General features: G+C 72.7%; 13 protein-coding genes. 7 read left to right on the top strand and 6 right to left on the bottom strand.

The features are described from left to right. Window positions 1-233 precede the first annotated feature (233 nt). The 5 genes from ACWCQS_RS04970 to ACWCQS_RS04950 form a co-directional block, all read right to left on the bottom strand. Entirely contained in the window at window positions 234-2345 is a 2112-nt protein-coding gene (locus ACWCQS_RS04970) for a discoidin domain-containing protein (RefSeq protein ID WP_451003150.1), read from the bottom strand. A 170-nt stretch (window positions 2346-2515) separates the two neighbouring features. Further along, window positions 2516-3871, bottom strand: coding sequence for an FAD-binding protein (locus ACWCQS_RS04965; protein ID WP_451003149.1), 1356 nt, complete (start codon window positions 3869-3871; stop codon window positions 2516-2518). A gap of 83 nt (window positions 3872-3954) precedes the next feature. Further along, window positions 3955-4770, bottom strand: a complete 816-nt coding sequence (locus ACWCQS_RS04960) for an inositol monophosphatase family protein (protein ID WP_451003148.1) — start codon at window positions 4768-4770, stop codon at window positions 3955-3957. 84 nt (window positions 4771-4854) lie between these two features. Further along, on the bottom strand, window positions 4855-6633 hold the full coding sequence (locus ACWCQS_RS04955) for an RICIN domain-containing protein (RefSeq protein WP_451003147.1): 1779 nt from the start codon (window positions 6631-6633) through the stop codon (window positions 4855-4857). Between the two features lie 141 nt (window positions 6634-6774). Beyond that, a complete protein-coding gene (locus tag ACWCQS_RS04950) occupies window positions 6775-7956 on the bottom strand; it encodes an FAD-dependent oxidoreductase (RefSeq protein WP_451003146.1) in 1182 nt (393 codons plus the stop codon). A 178-nt stretch (window positions 7957-8134) separates the two neighbouring features. On the opposite strand from ACWCQS_RS04950, the gene ACWCQS_RS04945 reads away from it, so the two are divergent. The 7 genes from ACWCQS_RS04945 to ACWCQS_RS04915 all read left to right on the top strand — a co-directional run bounded on the left by ACWCQS_RS04945 (window position 8135) and on the right by ACWCQS_RS04915 (window position 14802). Further along, entirely contained in the window at window positions 8135-9142 is a 1008-nt protein-coding gene (locus ACWCQS_RS04945; RefSeq protein ID WP_451003145.1) for a Ppx/GppA phosphatase family protein, read from the top strand. A 95-nt stretch (window positions 9143-9237) separates the two neighbouring features. Continuing rightward, window positions 9238-10188, top strand: coding sequence for an ABC transporter substrate-binding protein (locus ACWCQS_RS04940; RefSeq protein WP_451003144.1), 951 nt, complete (start codon window positions 9238-9240; stop codon window positions 10186-10188). Beyond that, window positions 10185-10985, top strand: coding sequence for an ABC transporter permease (locus ACWCQS_RS04935; RefSeq protein ID WP_451003143.1), 801 nt, complete (start codon window positions 10185-10187; stop codon window positions 10983-10985). The genes ACWCQS_RS04940 and ACWCQS_RS04935 overlap by 4 nt, the downstream gene beginning before the upstream one ends. Next, window positions 10982-11827 carry an ABC transporter permease gene (locus tag ACWCQS_RS04930; RefSeq protein ID WP_451003142.1) on the top strand — a complete coding sequence of 282 codons (846 nt, stop codon included), beginning with the start codon at window positions 10982-10984 and terminating at the stop codon, window positions 11825-11827. The genes ACWCQS_RS04935 and ACWCQS_RS04930 overlap by 4 nt, the downstream gene beginning before the upstream one ends. After that, complete coding sequence (mdlC, locus tag ACWCQS_RS04925) at window positions 11824-13431, top strand: benzoylformate decarboxylase (RefSeq protein WP_451003141.1); 1608 nt, start codon at window positions 11824-11826, stop codon at window positions 13429-13431. Before ACWCQS_RS04930 ends, mdlC begins: the two co-directional genes overlap by 4 nt. 3 nt (window positions 13432-13434) lie before the next feature. Beyond that, window positions 13435-14187 carry an ABC transporter ATP-binding protein gene (locus ACWCQS_RS04920; RefSeq protein WP_451003140.1) on the top strand — a complete coding sequence of 251 codons (753 nt, stop codon included), beginning with the start codon at window positions 13435-13437 and terminating at the stop codon, window positions 14185-14187. 360 nt (window positions 14188-14547) lie between these two features. Beyond that, window positions 14548-14802, top strand: a complete 255-nt coding sequence (locus tag ACWCQS_RS04915; RefSeq protein ID WP_451003139.1) for an acetyl-CoA synthetase — start codon at window positions 14548-14550, stop codon at window positions 14800-14802. A gap of 42 nt (window positions 14803-14844) precedes the next feature. Here ACWCQS_RS04915 and ACWCQS_RS04910 read toward each other — a convergent pair whose 3' ends face one another. Beyond that, window positions 14845-17484: a glycosyl hydrolase gene (locus tag ACWCQS_RS04910; RefSeq protein WP_451003138.1), complete on the bottom strand. Its 2640-nt coding sequence runs from the start codon at window positions 17482-17484 to the stop codon at window positions 14845-14847. Window positions 17485-17574 lie beyond the last annotated feature (90 nt).

Raw genomic sequence — 17574 nt, 5'->3', positions numbered from 1 at the left:
CCGGCGCCGGCCGCCGCGCGGCGGCGGCCGCCCCCCCGCGGCCGCGCCCCCCCGCCGCAACTCCTCCAGGGCCTCGAGTACCGGTGCGCGCGAGTGATCCATGAGCTTCCTCTTCTTCTACTGCCCCTGCGGGCAAGCGGAGGGTGCGGCTCCGTCCGCGTGCCGCACCGTCCATGTTGCAGTTGCACTCGGCGCGCACTCGAAACCCCGGGGGGCCTGTCTTCAGGGGTGGATCACGGGAACGACGTCACCTTCGAGGGGACGGTGCCGGTTCCCGAGGTGGGAGCGCCGGTGCTGTCGACGACATGGGCGTACTGGCCCTTGCCACCGAGGGAGATCACCAGCAGGTCGTGCATCCTGATGCCCGAGCCGGTCGGGACCTGGAAGCCGTGGGCCTGGACGATCGACGGGTCGGCCGTGTAATTGCAGTAGCTGCCGAGTCCCCAGGCCTCGTGGGTGGTGACGGAGTCGGCGACCTTGTAGGCCGCGTAGCCGACGATGCCGTCATGGGTGATGGAGGCGGCGTCGGGAGCGTCGTACGCCTTCTCGTTCTGGAAGAAGATCGTCCGGCCGTGTTCGCCGTTCCAGTAGACGTCGTACTTGTTGAAGTGTTCGACGAACAGGCCGGTGGCGAGGACGTCGTCACCGTTGACCCTCAGGCCGTAGTCGGCGCGGTTGGTGTCCCAGCCGACGCCACTGCCGTGGTCGGCGCGCCAGATCCAGGTGTGGTCGATGATCGTGTCGTTGCTGTCGACCACGAGCGAGTTGGCGGCGAGACCGGGTCCCGCGCCGCCGATGCGGAAGAACACGTCCTGCACGGTGGTCGGGTCGGCGGAGTGGTCTGCGGTCGCGCCGGGCGTGCCGATGCGCAGCAGCGTGTCGGAGTTGACCGGTCCGGCGTCGATGAGGAAGCCGGCCAGCCGCACGCCGTCGACGTCCGCCACGTGCATCGCGTCGATGCCGTTGTCGGGGACGAGTGTGGCCAGGCCCAGGCCGAGGAGGACGGTGTCGGGGCGGGTGACGTCGATGGTCTGGTCGAGGTGGTAGATGCCGGGTGTGAAGAGCAGGTTGAGGCCCTGGGCGAGGGCCGCGTTGATGGTGGCGGCGGTGGCTCCCGGCTTGACGACGTAGAACCGGTCGAGCGGGAGGGAGGTGCCCGGGGTGTTCGGCCAGGAGACGCCTCGGGCGTTGGTGCGCCGGGACGGCACGAACACCTTGTAGTCCGAGCCGTCCAGATAGAGGAACGGCTTCTCGCGGGAGACCGGGGTGGTGTCCAGGGTGGTGTACGGACCGCTGTCGAAGTTGGTCGCCGGCGCGCCCTGGACGCCGGAGAACGTCATGTTCCAGACGCCGTTGGTCCAGCCGCCGACCGAGCTGTCCCGGGTGTACCACTGCTGCTGGGAGTACGGGCCGACCGTGCCGTCGATCTTGGAGTCGGCGATGTAGCCGCCGGAGGCCCAGCCGTAGCCGGTGGGCGCGAGGTTGAGACCGCCCTCGACATGGATACGGCGGAAGGGCGCTGCCTGCGCCACGGCCCAGCGGTCGTCGCCGTTCGACGGCTTGACGGCGAGGTTCTCCGCCGAACGCCAGAAGTTCTGCGTGGCGTTGCCGTTGAACCAGCCGGCGTCGACCGTGACGTCCCCGTTGATCTGGGTGTCGTCGGGGTTCAGGCCGAGCCCGGAGATGGAGGTGTAGAAGCCGATCCGGGCGTTGATGCCGTTGTACGTGCCGGGCTTGAGCAGGAACTGGTAGCGGCCGGTGCCGAACTGGGCGGACTCCTGCTGCTTGAAGACGTCGTCGAACTTCTGCTGGAGGTCGGGGGTGGAAGGGTCCACGACGATGACGTTCGGGCCGAGGTCGCCGCCGCCCTGGATGGGGCCGCTCGCGGTGGTCGTGGTGTGCACAGCCATCTCCCAGAGGGAGTAGCCGTACCCGGTGCCGCGCGCGGTGCCGTAGATGCGCACATACCGGCCCGAGCCGCTGACGTCGTACGACGCCGTGCCGCCGCCCGCGCCGGCGACGGTCTTGAGGGTGGTCCAGTTCTGGCCGTCGGTGGAGGCCTGGAGCTGGAAGTCCTTGCCGTAGGCGGTCTCCCAGTTCAGGTCGATCGCGCACAGGTCCTCGACCGCGCCGAGGTCGACCTGGAGCCACTGCGGGTCGCTGAACCGGCTGGACCAGCGGGTGGAGGTGTTGCCGTCGAAGGCGGCGGAGGCGGGGGTGCCGGCGTTCTCGGTGGAGGACGCCGTGGCGGGCCGGCCCTGGGCGGCGTCGGCCGTGTCGCAGGTCCGGGTTCCGGCCGCGGCGGCCGGGGGGTGGGCCAGGGGCAGGGTGATCAGTGCGGCCATGGCGGCCAGTGCGAGACCCAAGGCCCTCGGTCCCGTGCGGCGTCTCATCCGGCTTCTCATCTGGCGGCTCCCAAGGGAAAACGGCTCAAGCAGCCGACGCTCCGGCTTAGTTCATGTTTTGATTTAAGTGGTGAGACAAGCGCCCGGCAAGCCTTCGGAAGCCAAAACCTTCAGAACCGCAGACCGTGTCCGCGCGCCAGGGCGAGATGCGGGTCGAAGCGCCGTTTGGCGGCGGAGAGGGCCGGTCGGCGACTGCCGTGGTGTTCCCGCCAGTCGGCATCCGCCATGGGCAGGGCGTTCACCGGATAGGCGACGGCGCCCTCGGAGCGGGCCAGCCCGTACGCGGCGCGGTTGGCGGCCACCATCGCCGCGACCGTCTCGGGGCTGCCGGGCGGCGCCGTGCGCAACAGGGCGAACAGGTGGAGGACTTCGCCGGAGGGGCGGCTGAAGAGGGGAGCCCGCAGCCGGCTGGAGAGCAGCGGGTACAGCAGGACGAGGCCGGTGTCACGCAGATCGCGGAAGGCGGGGTCGGTGAGCACGGCGCGGACGACGGACTCGGCGCTGTCGTGCGGCAGCAGCAGATTGAGCCACGGGTGCGGATACAGCCACTCCCCCGTCTCCCGCAGGACCTCCTCGTCGGTGTCCACTCGATGGGCGAACTCGCCGTAACCCAGGTCCTCCGTCTCCAGTGCGGCGGGATCGTGCCCGAGTCCGTCGAGAAGGGCGGCGGCGGAAGGCGGGCAGGGGCCGTCGTACGGGGCCACGGCCTCGATCATGTACTGCCAGCCGTGCTCGCCGGCCGGCCGGGCCTGGCCCTCGAGATAGGAGAAGCGCTGCTCCTCGGCGAGCCGCCGCTGGTCGGCGAGGTAGCGGGTGAGGTCGGCGTAGTACAGGCAGTGCCGGCGGACCCGGGCGGGGGCCGGCACCAGGCGCAGCGTGGCGGCCACGATGACGGCGCACTGGCCGAGTCCGGCGAGCACGGCGTGGAACAGCTCCGGATCCCGGTCGGGCGAGCAGCACCGGTGCTCCCCGGCCCCGGTCACCACCTCCAGCTCCTGGACCTGGTCCGCGACCAGGCCGTGCCGGTGGCCGGCCCCGCCGAGTCCGCCCGCCGACAGGACATCGCCGACACTCGCGCCGAGGTAGTCGGTGAGGACCGGCGGGGTACGGCCGTACGGCAGGGTTGCGGCGAGCACCTCGCGCCACAACGCCCCTGCCTGCACGGTCACTTGGCCATCCGCCACGGGACCGACCCGGTTCATCTCCCGCAGGTACAGCACGATCCCGCCGCCCGCCTGCCCCTGGCCGTACATCGAGTGACCGCCGGCGCGCACGCTCACCGGGATGCCCCGGGGTCCGGCGAACTCCAGCAGGTCCTGGATCTCGGCGGCGGACCGGGGGCGCAGGACGCCGAGCGGAGTCTCTTGCACGATGTGCCCGAAGTCCTGCGCACACGCGCGGAGGCTCTCGGGGCCGGTGTCCAGGGCGGGGCCGAAGCGGGTGGCGAGGTCGGCGGCCGAGGTCATACGGGCATCACACCAGACAGGCGGCACCTCCGTCGAGCAGGCAGGCCCATCACTCGACGACGCAACACCGTGAAGTGCCTCCGCTAACTTCCCTCGCTCCTACGGTTCTTGACGAGCCGCAGCAGTGCGGCGTGGGTCTGCGCGTCGGCCGCCGCGACGAGACCGCCCGCGCCGCTGAGCACGGGCTCGCCGTACAGGTCGGTCACCGTGCAGCCGGCCCCCCGGCACAGGGCGATCCCTGCCGCGAAGTGCACGCTGTCGCGCAGGTCGCCGTCGGTGACGTAGGCGGCCCGGCGTCCGGCGGCGACCCAGGCCACGGCGAGGGTGCTGGAGATCACCCGGGGCCGGAACCGTTCGGCGAAGCCCGGATCGGCCAGGAGGCGGACCGCCCGGAAGCGCGGGGCGTTGGGGAACGGAGGATCGAGGTTGACGTCCACCAGCGCGGAGCCGGCCCAGGGCGTCAGCCGTTCGTCCGCGCCGTCGCTGTGGACCCAGGCCGCCTCGCCGTCGGTCCAGAACACCTCGCCGCCGAACGGGTCGGCGGTCGCGGCGGCCGTGACCTCGGGCCCCTGACGCAGGGCGACGTTCACGCCGACGAGCATGGTTTGCACCGCGTAGTTGAGGGTGCCGCACAGCGGGTCGACCAGCCAGCGGCGGTGGGCGTCGGCGGCGCCGGAGCGTCCGCTCTCCTCGCCGGTCACGGCGTCGTCGGGGCGGGCGGCACGCAGCACGTCCAGGATGGCCCGCTCGGCGGCGAGGTCCGCCTCGGTCGCGAAGTCTCCGGCGGACTTGTCGTGGCGTTCGAGCCGACTGCCGTAGAGGTCGCGGACGACGACGGCGCCCGCCTGGGCCGCTGCCAGGGCCAGGCGGGCGTCGGAATCCCCGTTGGTGATCGGCATGGGCGCAGGATAGCCGGAGGTTTCCCGGCGTCCGACGGGAGTTGAGCGTCCCCCTCGGCCTGTCGCGGCGCTTGGGTGGAGCGCTCAGGCCGCGGTGAAGGACAGGCTCTGTTCCGCGGCGGAGCGCCCCGCGCCGACCGAACTCCCGCTGCTGTCGGTCCAGGTGCGCACCGGCGTGGTCTCGGCGAGCCGGCCCGAGGTGCCGGAGAGGCCGAGCACGAGTCCGCTGTAGCGGTTGACGAGACGGTAGGTGCCACCGGAGCCGTTCGGGATCACGAACCACTGCTGGCCGACGGAGGGCCCGCCGCTCCGTGCGGCGGTGACGGTCGGTCTGGCGCCCCAGGCCCGGCCGGCGGCCGCGGACGAGTCGACGCCGAGCAGCCGCCCGCTCGCGGCGTTGGTGAGGGTGAAGGCTCCGTCGCCGGTCGGGGTGAAGACCCAGGTGTCGCGGCCGGATTTGGCGGGCCGCGCCAGCGAGGTGGTGGCGCTGCCGCGGGCCGCCTGGGCCAGGATCCGGCCCGCGCCGCTCGCGATGCGGTAGGTGCGGCTCGTGTCCATCGGGGCGGCGGCGGGCGCGGAGGAGTCGACGGTGATGTCGACGTACTCGCCGGAGGCGTCGTGCGAGCAGCCGAAGGCGCAGTAGGAGCGGAAGGATCTGCCGACGATCGTGGAGCTGGTGCGGTTGGCGCTGTCGAGGAACCAGCGGTACCAGGAGGCGTTGGTGTAGCTGCCGGTGCCCCCGATCGGGCGCCACCTCTGGGTGCTCAGGTCGTCGGTGGCATAGAGGTACTGCGGTGAGTTGCCGCTCTGGTCGACGGCCTGCGGTTCGCCGATGTACAGCCCGAGATGGGCGTCGTAGGCGATGTTCATCACGAACAGCGGCGAGGTCGGCGGCATCTTCCCGGCCGCGATCTGCTGGGCGGCGGTGCCGGTGTTGGCCGGGTCGTACTCGGCGGAGGCGGGGGTGTAGCCGGTGGGGTGGTCGGCGTCGACGGGGACGATGTCGCTCTCCTTGCCGCCGGTGCCGGGTTGCGACCAGGCGCCGTCGTACCACTTGCGCCAGGAGCCGGGCGCCATCTTGGCCGAGATCGGGGCGCGGGCAACGTGCTCGTAGAACGCCTTCCAGCCACCGCTCTTGTCGATGATCCGGGAGCCGTAGTAGACGTAGAAGTAGCCGGACGCGGTGTCGACGAAGAGGCGCTGGTCGCCGTCGCCGTAGGAGTACGTCTGGTTCGGGAAGGCCGCCGTGTCCCCGCGCCGGGTGCCGTACGGGGACGTGATCGCATGGTCCTTGATGGTCCAGGTGCGGCCCCGGTCGGTGGAGACGGCGTAGTCGATGGCGTCGTAGTGCAGTCCGTCGCCGAAGGGCTGCGGGGTGAACTCGTTGTGCACCAGGCCGTACCAGTCGCCGGTGTCGGGGTCGACCCACACCCCGGACAGGTCGCAGTAGTTCCTCTGGGCGTAGCCGGAGCCGCTCGGCGCGTACGTCGCCTCCAGGCCGGTGGGGCTGTTGTTGCAGCGCCAGGTGGTGTCGTCGTTGCGGTCGGCGGGGTTGGCCGGGTTCACCGACTTGCTCAGCGTCCTGTCCAAGGTCGCGGAGTCGAAGTCCTTGCCGGTGTAGAAGTCCCAGGTGCGCGGGTCCTTGGCGCCGTACAGGGCGGCGGACTGCTGGTAGTGGAAGGTGCCGTCCCGGTCGAGATAGGGGCTGGCGGGGGTGTCCGTGGGGTGGGTGTAGGGCACCGGGGTCCCCACGGTCACGGTGTAGCCGGCGTCGGCGGGTGTGGCGGCCGGTGCGGGGGACGCGATGCCACCGCCCAGGACCAGGGCGGCGGTCGCGGCCGCCGCGCCGCCTGCTCTTCTCAAGAGTCGCAACTGTGCTCCTTGTTGCCGAGGGTTCCGAAGGGCCGGTCGCACGGAACGATCCGGCCCCGGCGTTTCCCCGGCAATGGACTCCAGTGCTCCGCCTCTTGTACTTTCGCGGTGGCGTACGCCATCGCGCGCCGGTCAGGGCTCCTCGGGCGGCGCGGCGGACAGCGGGCGGTCCCAGGCCAGTTGGCGGATGAGCGCCGCGTCCGGGTCGGCGGGGCGGGCGATGACGGGACGCGGGCGGGCCGGGTCCGTGCCGCCTCGGGTGAGGGCGCCGCTGACGGTGATGTTGTGCTCCACGCGCGGCCGGCGGTGCGCCTCGTAGGCGGCGAACGCGGCGGGCGGGCCGGGCAGATCGCGCAGCGCCTTGGCGAGGACGACGGCGTCCTCCAGCGCCATGGAGGCGCCCTGGCCGGTGGCCGGGGAGGCGGCGTGGGCCGCGTCGCCGATGAGCAGCACGCGTCCGGTGTGCCATACGGTGCCGAGCGGAAGCTCGGTGGCGTTGGTGACCAGGACGGAGCCGACGGAGGCGGCGACGACGGCCCCCATCGGCACGGAGTCCTCGCGCAGCAGCGGCAGCAGCTCCTCGCGCCAGGCGACCTCGTGCACGGATCCGTCGGCGGGCAGGGGGTCGGTGTTGACGCGGGCGAACCAGTACGCCTCCCGCGTCGGCGACACCGCGTACCCGAAGGTGGCCTTGCTGCCCCGGACAAAGGTGATGCGGCCGGTCTTGGCCACGCGCGGCGCGGAGCCGGTGTAGCCGTAGTAGACCCGCTGACCCGAGTAGCGCGGCCGCACCCCGGGGGTGAGGATCCCGCGGACCGTCGAGTCGAGTCCGTCGGCGCCGATGAGGAGGTCGGCTTCGGCGGTGGTGCCGTCGGCGAAGTGCGCGCTGACGCCGTCCTGAGTCTCGGTCACGTCGGTCAGGCGGACCCCGTGACGCACCGGGATGCCGCGCCCGGCCGCCTCCTGCTGGAGGGCCGCGTTCAGCTCGCCGCGGCGCAGACAGCGGTAGCGCAGCCCGGGTTCGGCGACCTCGCCGAGGGGTGCCTGCGTCAGCTCGGTGCCGGCGCTGTCGAGCAGCCGCAGCGAGGTCAGTGGAAAACCGACGGCCGTGACGGCGTCCGTGGCGTCGAGCTGGGCCAGGGCGCGCATTCCGTTGCCGGCCAGGGTCAGGAACGCCCCGATGTCCTCGGCCGTGTCGGGGTGTGCCTCGTATACGGTGACGTCGTATCCGGCCTTGTGCAGCCCGAGCGCGGCCGCGGTCCCCGCGATGCCGCCGCCGATCACCAGTGCCCTCGTCGTGTCCGTCCCGCTCAAGTGCCGCTCCTCGCGCCGACAGTGGTGGTGACCATCCAAGGGCAGGAACGGGGTCGGTGGCGGGATGGGGGCCGAGATCAGGACAGGAGACCGACGTTCGGACCCGCCGGCCGGTGCTGCGCACACAGGCGCCCCCTGAATGACGGGTTCCTGGCGGGAAAGTGGGTACTTCCCGGCCATGCGGGTGAGTGTGCTGGATGCGGGGTCGAACACGGTTCGGTTGGTGATCGCGGATGTGGAGGGTGGCGTTCCGCTGCCGGTGCACACCGTCAAGTGGAAGCTGCGCCTGTCCGAACACGTCGGTCCGGACGGCACCATCGCCGACGAGGCGGTGGAGCGGCTGGTGAAAGCGGTGGGCGCGGCGGGGGCCACCGCCCGGAGATGGCATGCGGCGGGGCCGCTGGCCTTCGCGACCGCGGTGGTGCGCGGCGCGCCGAACCGGCAGGAGGTGCTGCGCCGGGTGGCCGCCGGGACCGGGATCCGCATGTGCACCCTGCCGGGTGAGACCGAGGCCGAGCTGACCTTCTTGGCGGCCCGGCGCTGGCTGGGCTGGCACGCCGGCCCGCTCGCGGTGCTCGACATCGGCGGCGGCTCCCTGGAGGTGGCCTTCGGCCGGGGCCGGCTGCCCGACTTCGCCGCGTCCCTGCCGCTCGGCGCACGCCGCCTCACCCAGGAGTACCTCACGGTGCAGGACCCGCCGGGGCCGGAGGAGCTGAAGGAACTGCGCCGCCGGATCCGCCATGAGCTGCGGGACGTGGCCTCGCGGATCCGCTGGGAACGGCCGCGCACCGCCGCGGTCAGCTCGCGTACGTTCCAGCAGCTGGCCCGGCTCTGCGGGGCGGCACCGGGGCGCTACGGCCCGTTCGTGCAGCGGCAGATGCGCTGCCGGGACCTGCACGGGGCGGTGCGCACCCTCGCCGCGCTGCCCGTCGCCGAGCGGGCCCAGCTGCCCGGGATCTCGGCGCCTCGCGCCGAGCAGAGCCTGGCCGGAGCGGTCGTCGGGCACACGGCGCTCAAGCTCATGGGGCTGCGCGGGGCCGTCGTCTGCCCGTGGGCCATCCGCGAGGGAGTGCTGCTGCGCTATATCGAGGACGGCGCGGACTGGTGGACGGACGCAACCGGCACCACCGACACCACGACACCACCTCCCCCGACCCCCTTGCGCATCGCGGCCCCACGGGCCTGAGCCGGCCGAAGACCCCGAACCAAATGTAGCGATCATGACAATTGCTGGGTAGTCATGCCCGTATGCCTTTACGTCGATCACGATCACGACCGGGAATGACGCGAACGAAACGCCTCGCCGCGCTTGTCGCCGCGGCGGCGCTGGTCCTCGTGGGCTGCGACAGCGGCGGCACGTCGCACCCCGGCGACGGACGGCAGCAGCTGACCGTCGCGGCTCTGCCGCTCACCGACTCCGCCGCCCTCTATCTGGCCCGGGACCGCGGGCTGTTCGCCAAGGAGGGCCTGGACGTGCGCATCCAGCCCGTGCAGCAGAGCATCCAGGCGCTGCCCGCGCTGCTCAAGGGCCAGGTGGACGTGATCGCGAGCGCGAACTACGTCACCTATTTCCAGGCGTACGAGAAGGGCACCCTGGACCTGCGCATCCTCGCCGAGGGCGTCCGGATCGCCCCGCACATGATGGACGTCCTCGTGCCCAGGGACTCGGCGCTGAAGAAGCCCGCCGACCTCGCGGGCAGGAAGGTCGCCGTCGCGGTCCTCAACAACATCCAGTCCCTGACCCTGAACGCGATCCTGGACGGCCAGGGCGCCGGCCGGCCCGTGTACCGGCAGATCCTGTTCCCGCAGATGGGGCCCGCCCTGCAGCGGGGCCAGGTGGACGCCGCCCACGTGGTCGAGCCCTTCGACACCGCCGTCCAGGGCGAGTTGGGCGCGCGGGTGCTGCTGGACGGCGGCTCCGGACCGGCGCGCGGCCTGCCCGCCAGCGGGTACGTCACCACGGCCGACTTCGTGAAGAAGAACCCCAGGGCCGCGGCGGGCTTCCGGCGTGCCGTCGAGGCGGCCTCCAGACTCGCCGCCGAGGATCCGGGAGCGGTCCGCGCGGAGCTGCCGAGGTACGCCAAGGTGACCGCGAACCAGGCCAAGTCGATCCATCTGCCCGACTATCCGGCGACCGCCGACCCGGCGGCACTGCGCCGGCTCATCAAGCTCATGCGCGCCCAGGGGGTGCTGAACAAGGACATCGATCCGGCCCCTGTACTGGTGACATGACACGCCGTCAGGAGTTGCTCCTCGGTCTGCTCGGCGCGGCGGGTGCCTTCGGGGCCTGCGAGGCGGTCGCCCGCGCCGGGATCGTGCGGCGCAGCTACTTGCCGCCTGCCTCCGAAGTCCTCGCCCGCGCCGCCCGGTTGGCGGGTGACCCCGCCTTCCTCGACGGGATCGGGGTGACCCTGCGGGCGTGGGCGCTGGGCCTCGGGCTCGCCTGTGCGATCGCCGTACCGCTGGGGCTGCTGCTGGGCGCGGTGCCGGTGGTGGAGGGCGCCGTACGCGCGGTGATCGAGTTTCTGCGGCCCCTGCCGTCCGTCGCGCTGATCCCGCTGGTGTCGCTGCTGCTCGGTTCGGGCACGCGGACGGAGGTGACGCTGATCGCGTACGCCTCGCTCTGGCCGGTGATGTTCAACACCGTCTACGGCCTCGGCGAGACCGATCCGCTGGCCAAGGACACCCTGCGCGCCTTCGGCTTCGGGCGGCTCGCGGTGCTGCTGCGGGTGGAGTTGCCGGCCACCGCCCCGCTCATCGCGGCCGGCGTGCGCATCTCGGCCGCGGTCGCCCTGATCCTGGCCGTCGCGACGGAGATCCTCTCCGGCTTCGGCCAGGGTCTCGGGATCTTCATCGCCCAGGCCCAGACGGAGACGGACGGCACGCGGGACGTGCTGGCGGGAGTGGTGTGGGCGGGCGGTCTCGGGCTGGTGATCAACGGCGTACTGGTCGGCGCGGAGCGGCGGTTGTTCGCCTGGGCGCAGGAACCGCGGCCGGAAGCAGTCGCGTCGCGGCGGAGCCGCCCATGACTCGGACACCGGGCAGCGCTCGGATCTCGGCCCCACCCGAACCGCGCCGGGCCACCGCCGTCCCCTTCCTGCTGCGCTGGTCGGTGCTCCTCGTCGCCGTCGCCTGCTGGGAGCTGGCCACCCGTGCCCAGGGCAGCGTGTACTTCCCGCCACCGCTGCGCATCGCCCGGCACGCCCGCGACCTGTGGTTCTCCGGGCCCGTCGGCCACCTGTTCCTCACCCCGGCCGCCGTCGACACCATCCTGCCGAGCCTGGGCCGGATGGCGGCCGGATTCGCGCTCGCCGCCGTCGCCGGGGTCACCCTGGGGATCGCGGTGGGCCGCTCGCGCCGGGCGTACGCGCTGTGCAACCCGGTGCTGCAGTTCGCACGGGCCGTGCCGCCGCCCGCGCTGGTGCCGGTGTTCGTCGTCGTCTTCGACTTCGGTACGCCCATGCAGGTGGCGTCGATCGTGTTCAGCGGGGTATGGCCGGTGCTGATCAACTCGGCGGAGGGCGCCCGCGCCACCGACCCGCTGCGGCTCCAGGTGGCGGCCGTGCTGCGGCTGACGGCGCCCGAACGGCTGTGGTTCCTGATCCTGCCCTCGGCGCTGCCCCGGATCTTCGCGGGGCTCCGGCTCAGTCTCTCGCTGTCTCTGATCCTGATGGTGTTCTCGGAGCTGCTGCCGGGCACTGACAACGGCATCGGCTTCACGCTCACCGACGCCCAGACGCGCTCCGATCTGCTCACGGTGTGGGCCGCGCTGCTGCTGCTCGGCGCGCTCGGGTATCTCCTCAACACCGGTCTGCTGGCGGTCGAGAAGCGGCTCGTCGGCCCCGGATCGTATGCAGGGAGGGCAGCATGACGACGGCCACGGTGCGCGAGGCGGTCGTACGGCTTCTGCGCGACACCGGCATGACCACGGTCTTCGGGAATCCGGGGTCCACGGAACTGCGGATGTTCCGCGACTGGCCGGACGACTTCACCTATGTCCTGGGCCTGCAGGAGTCCGTCGCCGTCGGCATCGCCGCCGGGCACGCGCTCGGCACCCGGCGTGCCGCCTTCGTCAGCCTGCACTCGGCCGGCGGGGTGGGGCACGCGCTGGGCGCGGTGTTCAACGCCTTCCGCGACCGGGTGCCGCTGGTGATCGTGGCGGGACAGCAGGCGCGCTCCCTGATCCAGCTGCGCCCGTTCCTCGGCGCCGACGAACCGACCCTGTTCCCGCGCCCGTACGTGAAGTCCGCCCGCCAGCCGGAACGCGCCGAGGACGTGCCGGCGGTGCTCGCCGAGGCGTACCGGATCGCCATGACCCATCCACGCGGCCCGGTGTTCGTGTCCGTGCCCGAGGACGACTGGGACCGGCCCGCCGAGCCCGTCACGCCCCGCACGGTGCACTCGGCGTTCACGGCCGCCCCGGACGCCCTGGACGCGCTCGCCGCCCGGCTGGAGACGTGCGCGCGCCCGGCGCTCGTGGTGGGGCCGGGCGTGGACGACGAGGACGCGCTGGACGAGGTCCGGGCGCTGGCCGAGCGGATCCGGGCCGGGGTGTGGATCAGTCCGCTCTCCGGCCGCTCCGGCTTCCCGGAGTCGCATCCGCTGTTCCAGGGGTTCCTGCCGCCGATCGCCCGGCAACTGGCGGCGCGCCTGGCGCCGTACGACGTGGTGGTCGCCCTCGGCGCGCCGGTGTTCACCTATCACGTGGCGGACGGCGGCCCGCCGCTCGCGCCCGGCACCGAGCTGTTCCATCTGGACTGCGACCCCGGCCAGGCCGCCTGGCTGCCCACCGGCACCAGTATCGTCACCACCCTGCGGCCCGCCCTGGCCCGGCTCGCCGGGCTGCTGACGGAGCCCGACCGCGACCCGCCGCCGCCCCGGCCCGCGCCTACCCCGGCCCGCGCCGACAAGCACATCACGCCGGAGCTGTTCTTCGATCTGCTGCGCGCCCGGCTGCCGCGCGACCGGGTCCTCGTCGAGGAGGCGCCGAGCCACCGCGACGCGCTGCACGCGCGCGTACCGGTCGAGTCGGGCGGCGGTTTCCTCACCACGGGCAGCGGGGCGCTCGGCTGGGGACTGCCCCTCGCGGTGGGCCGGGCGCTCGCCGACCGGCGCCGGGTGGTGTGCGTGGTCGGCGACGGCTCGGCTCTTTACTCGGTGCAGGCCCTGTGGAGCGCGGCCCGGCACGCGGCTCCGGTCACCTACGTCCTTCTGGACAACGGCGGTTACGCGGCCGTCCAGGCGCTGGGCCGCCGGATCGGCATCGCACCCGTCCCCGGTACGGACATCACAGGCATCGACTTCGCGGCCCTCGCCGAGTCCTTCGGCTGCCCCGCGGCCCGCGCCGAACACCCGGACGAGCTGCCGGCCGCGCTGGACCACGCCCTGGGCCGGGGCGACGACTCCGGACCCTTCCTGCTGCACCTGCGGGTCGGCGGCAGCGCGGGCACCCTCTACGCGCCCTGGGCCGGGTGACGGATGCTGCGCCTGGATTCCGTCAGCCGGCACTTCGGCGACCAGCACGTCCTCGACGGCATCACCCTCACCGTGCCCGACGGCCAGCTCCTGAGCGTCGTCGGGCCCTCGGGCTGCGGCAAGTCCACGCTGCTGCGCACCATCGCCGGACTGCTGCCCGCGCAGGAGGGCACGATCACCCTCGACGGGACCCCGGTGACCGGCGTACCGGAGCGGCTCGCGGTCGTCTTCCAGGAGTACGGCCGCTCGCTGCTGCCCTGGCTCACCGTCCGCGACAACGTGGCCCTGCCGCTGCGCCGCCGGGGCCTCGGGCGGGCGGCCCGCCGGGCCGAGGCCGAGACGATCCTGGAACGGGTCGGCCTGCACGGGGTCGCCCGGCGCCGTCCCGGCGAGCTGTCCGGCGGCATGCAGCAGCGTGTCGCCATCGCACGCGCCCTGGTCTGCCGGCCCTCCCTGCTGCTGATGGACGAGCCGTTCGGCTCGCTGGACGCGGGCACCCGCGAGGACCTGGAGGACCTGCTGCTGGAGGTCCACCGGACGAACGGCACGACCATCGTGTTCGTCACCCACGACATCGACGAGAGCGTGTACGTCGGTGACCGCGTCGTCGTCCTCTCTCCCGGCCCCGGCTCCCGCGTGGTCCGCGATCTGCCGGTCGGCCTGCCCGGCGAACGGGACCAGCTCACCACCCGGAGCCTGCCGGGGTTCGTGAAGCTGCGCACGGAGGTCGGACGGGCCGTGCGCGGCGGCGGCTGAGGCATCCTGGGAGGCGTACTCGGGAGGCCGGGAGGTGCTGGCATGCGGTGGTGGGCCGGTGGATGTGCGATCGCTGCGGTCGTCGTACTGGCGGGGTGCGGGGCGCCGACGGGGCGGGGAGCGGGGGCGGGAGCCGGTACCGGAGCGTCCGGGAGCCGGTCGGCGCGGCCGTCCGGGTCGCCCGGCGCCACGGAGACCCCGAGCGGATCGGCATCCTCCGGTGGGACGGTCGCGCCCTCCGGGGCGCCCTCGGCCCCGGCACCCACGTCCCCGGGCGGCTGCGTCGCCGGGCAGGCGGACGTCTCCGTGGCCCCCGGTGGCCCCGTCCGGCGCCGGCTGTGCGTGCGCCCCGGGACGGTCGTGGCTCTCACCCTGCTGCCGCGTCTGGACGACAAACGGTGGACGGGTGTGCTGAGTTCGGCGCCGGCGCTCGTGGTGGCATCGGACTGGCGGGTGGACGCGGACGGCACCGCGCACGCCGCCCTGCGCTGCGCGGGCACCCGGGGCGGTACGGCGCAGGTCACCGCCGCCGCCAAGGCGCCGGACATCGCCGGTGCCGCGCGCCCGGTCTTCACGCTGGACGTGGACGTGGTGCCGTACGCGCAGGAGGGGTGACCCCCGGGGCTCGGGAGTCACCCCTCCTGATTCAGCGGGAGGTCAGCGGAGGTCGCACAGCTTGACCGTGTAGATACCGCGGCCGTGCGTGGCGGCGTACAACGTGCCGCCGTCGGGGCTCGTCTTGAGCTGGAGCACGGCGACGGCCGGCAGGCTGCCGATCCGCTGCCAGGTGGTGCGGCCCGGCGCGCGGTAGACGACACCGAGGTCGGTGGCGACGGCGAGGCCGCCGTCCGCGGTCACCAGCGCGGAGTCGGTGGGCACGTCGGGCAGGTTGGCCGAGATGTCCTTCCAGGTCGTCCCGCCGTCGGTGGACTCGAAGACATGGCCGACGCCGGCACCGGGGCCCTCGGTCCAGTGCCGGGAGAAGCCGTTGACGGCGAGGAAGACGTGGTCGGCGTTCTTCGGGTCCACGGCGAAGCCGCTCAGGTACCGGTTGGGCACCGTGCCGTCGGCGGGCAGGCTGATGTCGTGCCAGCCGGTGCCGTCCGCGTTGCCGACGGCGATGCCGCGGGCGAAGCCCTGGTTGTTGCAGGGGCCGCACCAGGCGGCGTAGATCTTCCCGCCGGAGGCGGCGACGGCGGTCGCCACCCGGCCGGCGCCGAAGTCGTGGACGCTGGTCCACTCCTTGCCGCTGCGGATGGCGTAGCCGTGGGTCTGCACCCAGATGTGCCGACCGCCGGCGACCCAGGTGTTGCCGTCCTTCATGTCCGCGGCGAGCGGGGCGATGAAGCGGGCCTCGCTGGTGGCGTTGTCGGGCGGGGCGACGGAGTACGAGGTGGCCTTGCTCGGGTCGGTGGCCCAGCTGCCGTCGTTCACCGCGCAGTTCTGGGTGACCTGGACGGCGAGGTAGACGTACTCCTGGGCGATGTCGCAGCCGTTGGCGGGGTCGGTGAGGGTGTCGCCGCCGTCGCCGCCGAAGTTGGAGCCCATGACCTTGTCGTCGCCACGCAGGATGGACTGGCCGTTGTCCTGCAGGCCGCCGGTGACGGACAGGCCGCCGTGGTCGAGGTCCTTGCCGATACCGACGGAGTAGTACTGGAGGGTGTCGATGGTGCCGTCGTTGAGGGAGGTCCAGTCGGTGGCGTGGCCGGAGGCGTCCTGGGAGCCGTTCACCGGGCGCTTGTAGACGCCGCCGTCGTTGCCGACGTACACGAAGCTCTTGCCGTGGTAGCGGCCGATCGCGACGCCGTGCTGGTCGGAGTGGGTGGTCGGGTTGCAGTCACCGGTCTGCTTGGCCGGGTCGATGCTCCAGCAGGAGAAGGTGAAGTTCCAGTACGGGCCGACCGTCGACCAGTTGGCGCCGCCGTCCTTGGACTCGTAGACCTCTTCGAGGCCGGCGTACACGTGCTGCGGGTCAGCCGGGTCGACGGCGAGGAACTGGTTGTACCAGGCCTGGACGCCGGGCATGTAACCGGCCGTCGTCAGCGCCGAGTTGTCGGCGGCCAGGCCCTTGTAGTCGGCGATCTTCGTCCAGGGGCCGGTCGGTGAGCCGGACTTGGAGACGTAGATGCCCTCCAGGCCGCTGTCCGGGTTGGTGCTCAGCTGCTGCGGGGACTGGTCGATGGCGTAGTAGCGGGAGCCGTCGGCGGAGCGGGCGAAGGTGACGTTGCCGACGTTGCCGGCGTCGGCCGGGAGGTCACCGAGGCCGCTGGTGATCCGGGTCCAGGTGCCGCCCACCTTGGTGTAGAAGCCGTTGTAGTCGTCGCCGCTGCGCCAGCCGACGGCGAGGACCACCTTGGACGGGTCCTTGGGGTCGATGGCGATGTCGTTGGCGATGTTCTTGTACGGCGCGTTCGGGTCGCCGGCCTTCGCACCGCCCGGCAGGAAGTCCGGGTTGGGCGCGAACTCCAGCTTCCAGGCGCCGCCCAGGTTCTTCGTGGAGTGGCTCCACACGCCCTTGCTGGTGGCTGCCCACACCTTGCCGCCGCCGAAGCGCAGCTCGTGGATGGTGGTGCTCTCCAGCTCGTCGCCGCCGACCCGGCTGCGCGCCGAGAAGGTGCCGTGGTGCGGGTGCGTGAGGACGTAGACGCCGCTGCCGAGGTAGGCGTCGGCGTTGGTGGTCGCCTCACCCGTGCCCAGCCACAGCCGGCCGGCGCCGTCGAGGGCGAGGGCGCCGGTGGACTGGGCGGGCAGCCGGTCGCTGATGGGCTTCCAGTGGCCGCCCCCGCTGCGCGAGCGCCACACGCCGCCGCCGGCGCTGCCCGCGTAGACGTAACCGTCGTCGTCCGCGGCGATCGCCGCCATCCGGCCGGTGACGTTCCCGCCGCCGCCGCTGGAGTTGGAGTCGATGTCGCGGTAGCGCGGGTCGTCGGAGTTGTACGGCAGGTCGGTGATGTTGCGCCAACTACCGCCGGTCCGCCGGAGGTTGTTCAGGTCGTGCCAGGCCGCGCCGTACGCACCCGGTGCGACCACACCCGGGGAGGTGCGGGCCTCGGCGTACTGGTCCGCGCCCTCGGCGATCTCGTCCGCCTCGTTGCCGTCATCGCCGTCCGCCGCCACATGCGGCGACATGGCACCCGCGGACTGCTCGCGCTCCTTGGCGAGTTGGCCGAGGACCCGCACACCGAAGGGGCTCACCGATCGCCCCGAGGCGGCGGACGGGGGTATCGCGACCAGTGCGGCGGACGCGGCGAGCGCACAGACGGTGAACCACCGTCTTCTGCGGGTTGGTACGGACACCAGGGACCTCCTGAAGGGCATCGACACTGCCGACCAGGAGACCCGATCACGCCCGCCCGAAAACATCCGCCGCTTGGCGAAATTTTGACG

Source organism: Streptomyces sp. NPDC002076, assembly GCF_053593835.1.
Note: the sequence above shows the minus strand (reverse complement) of the source record. Positions and strands in the feature narration are given on the sequence as shown.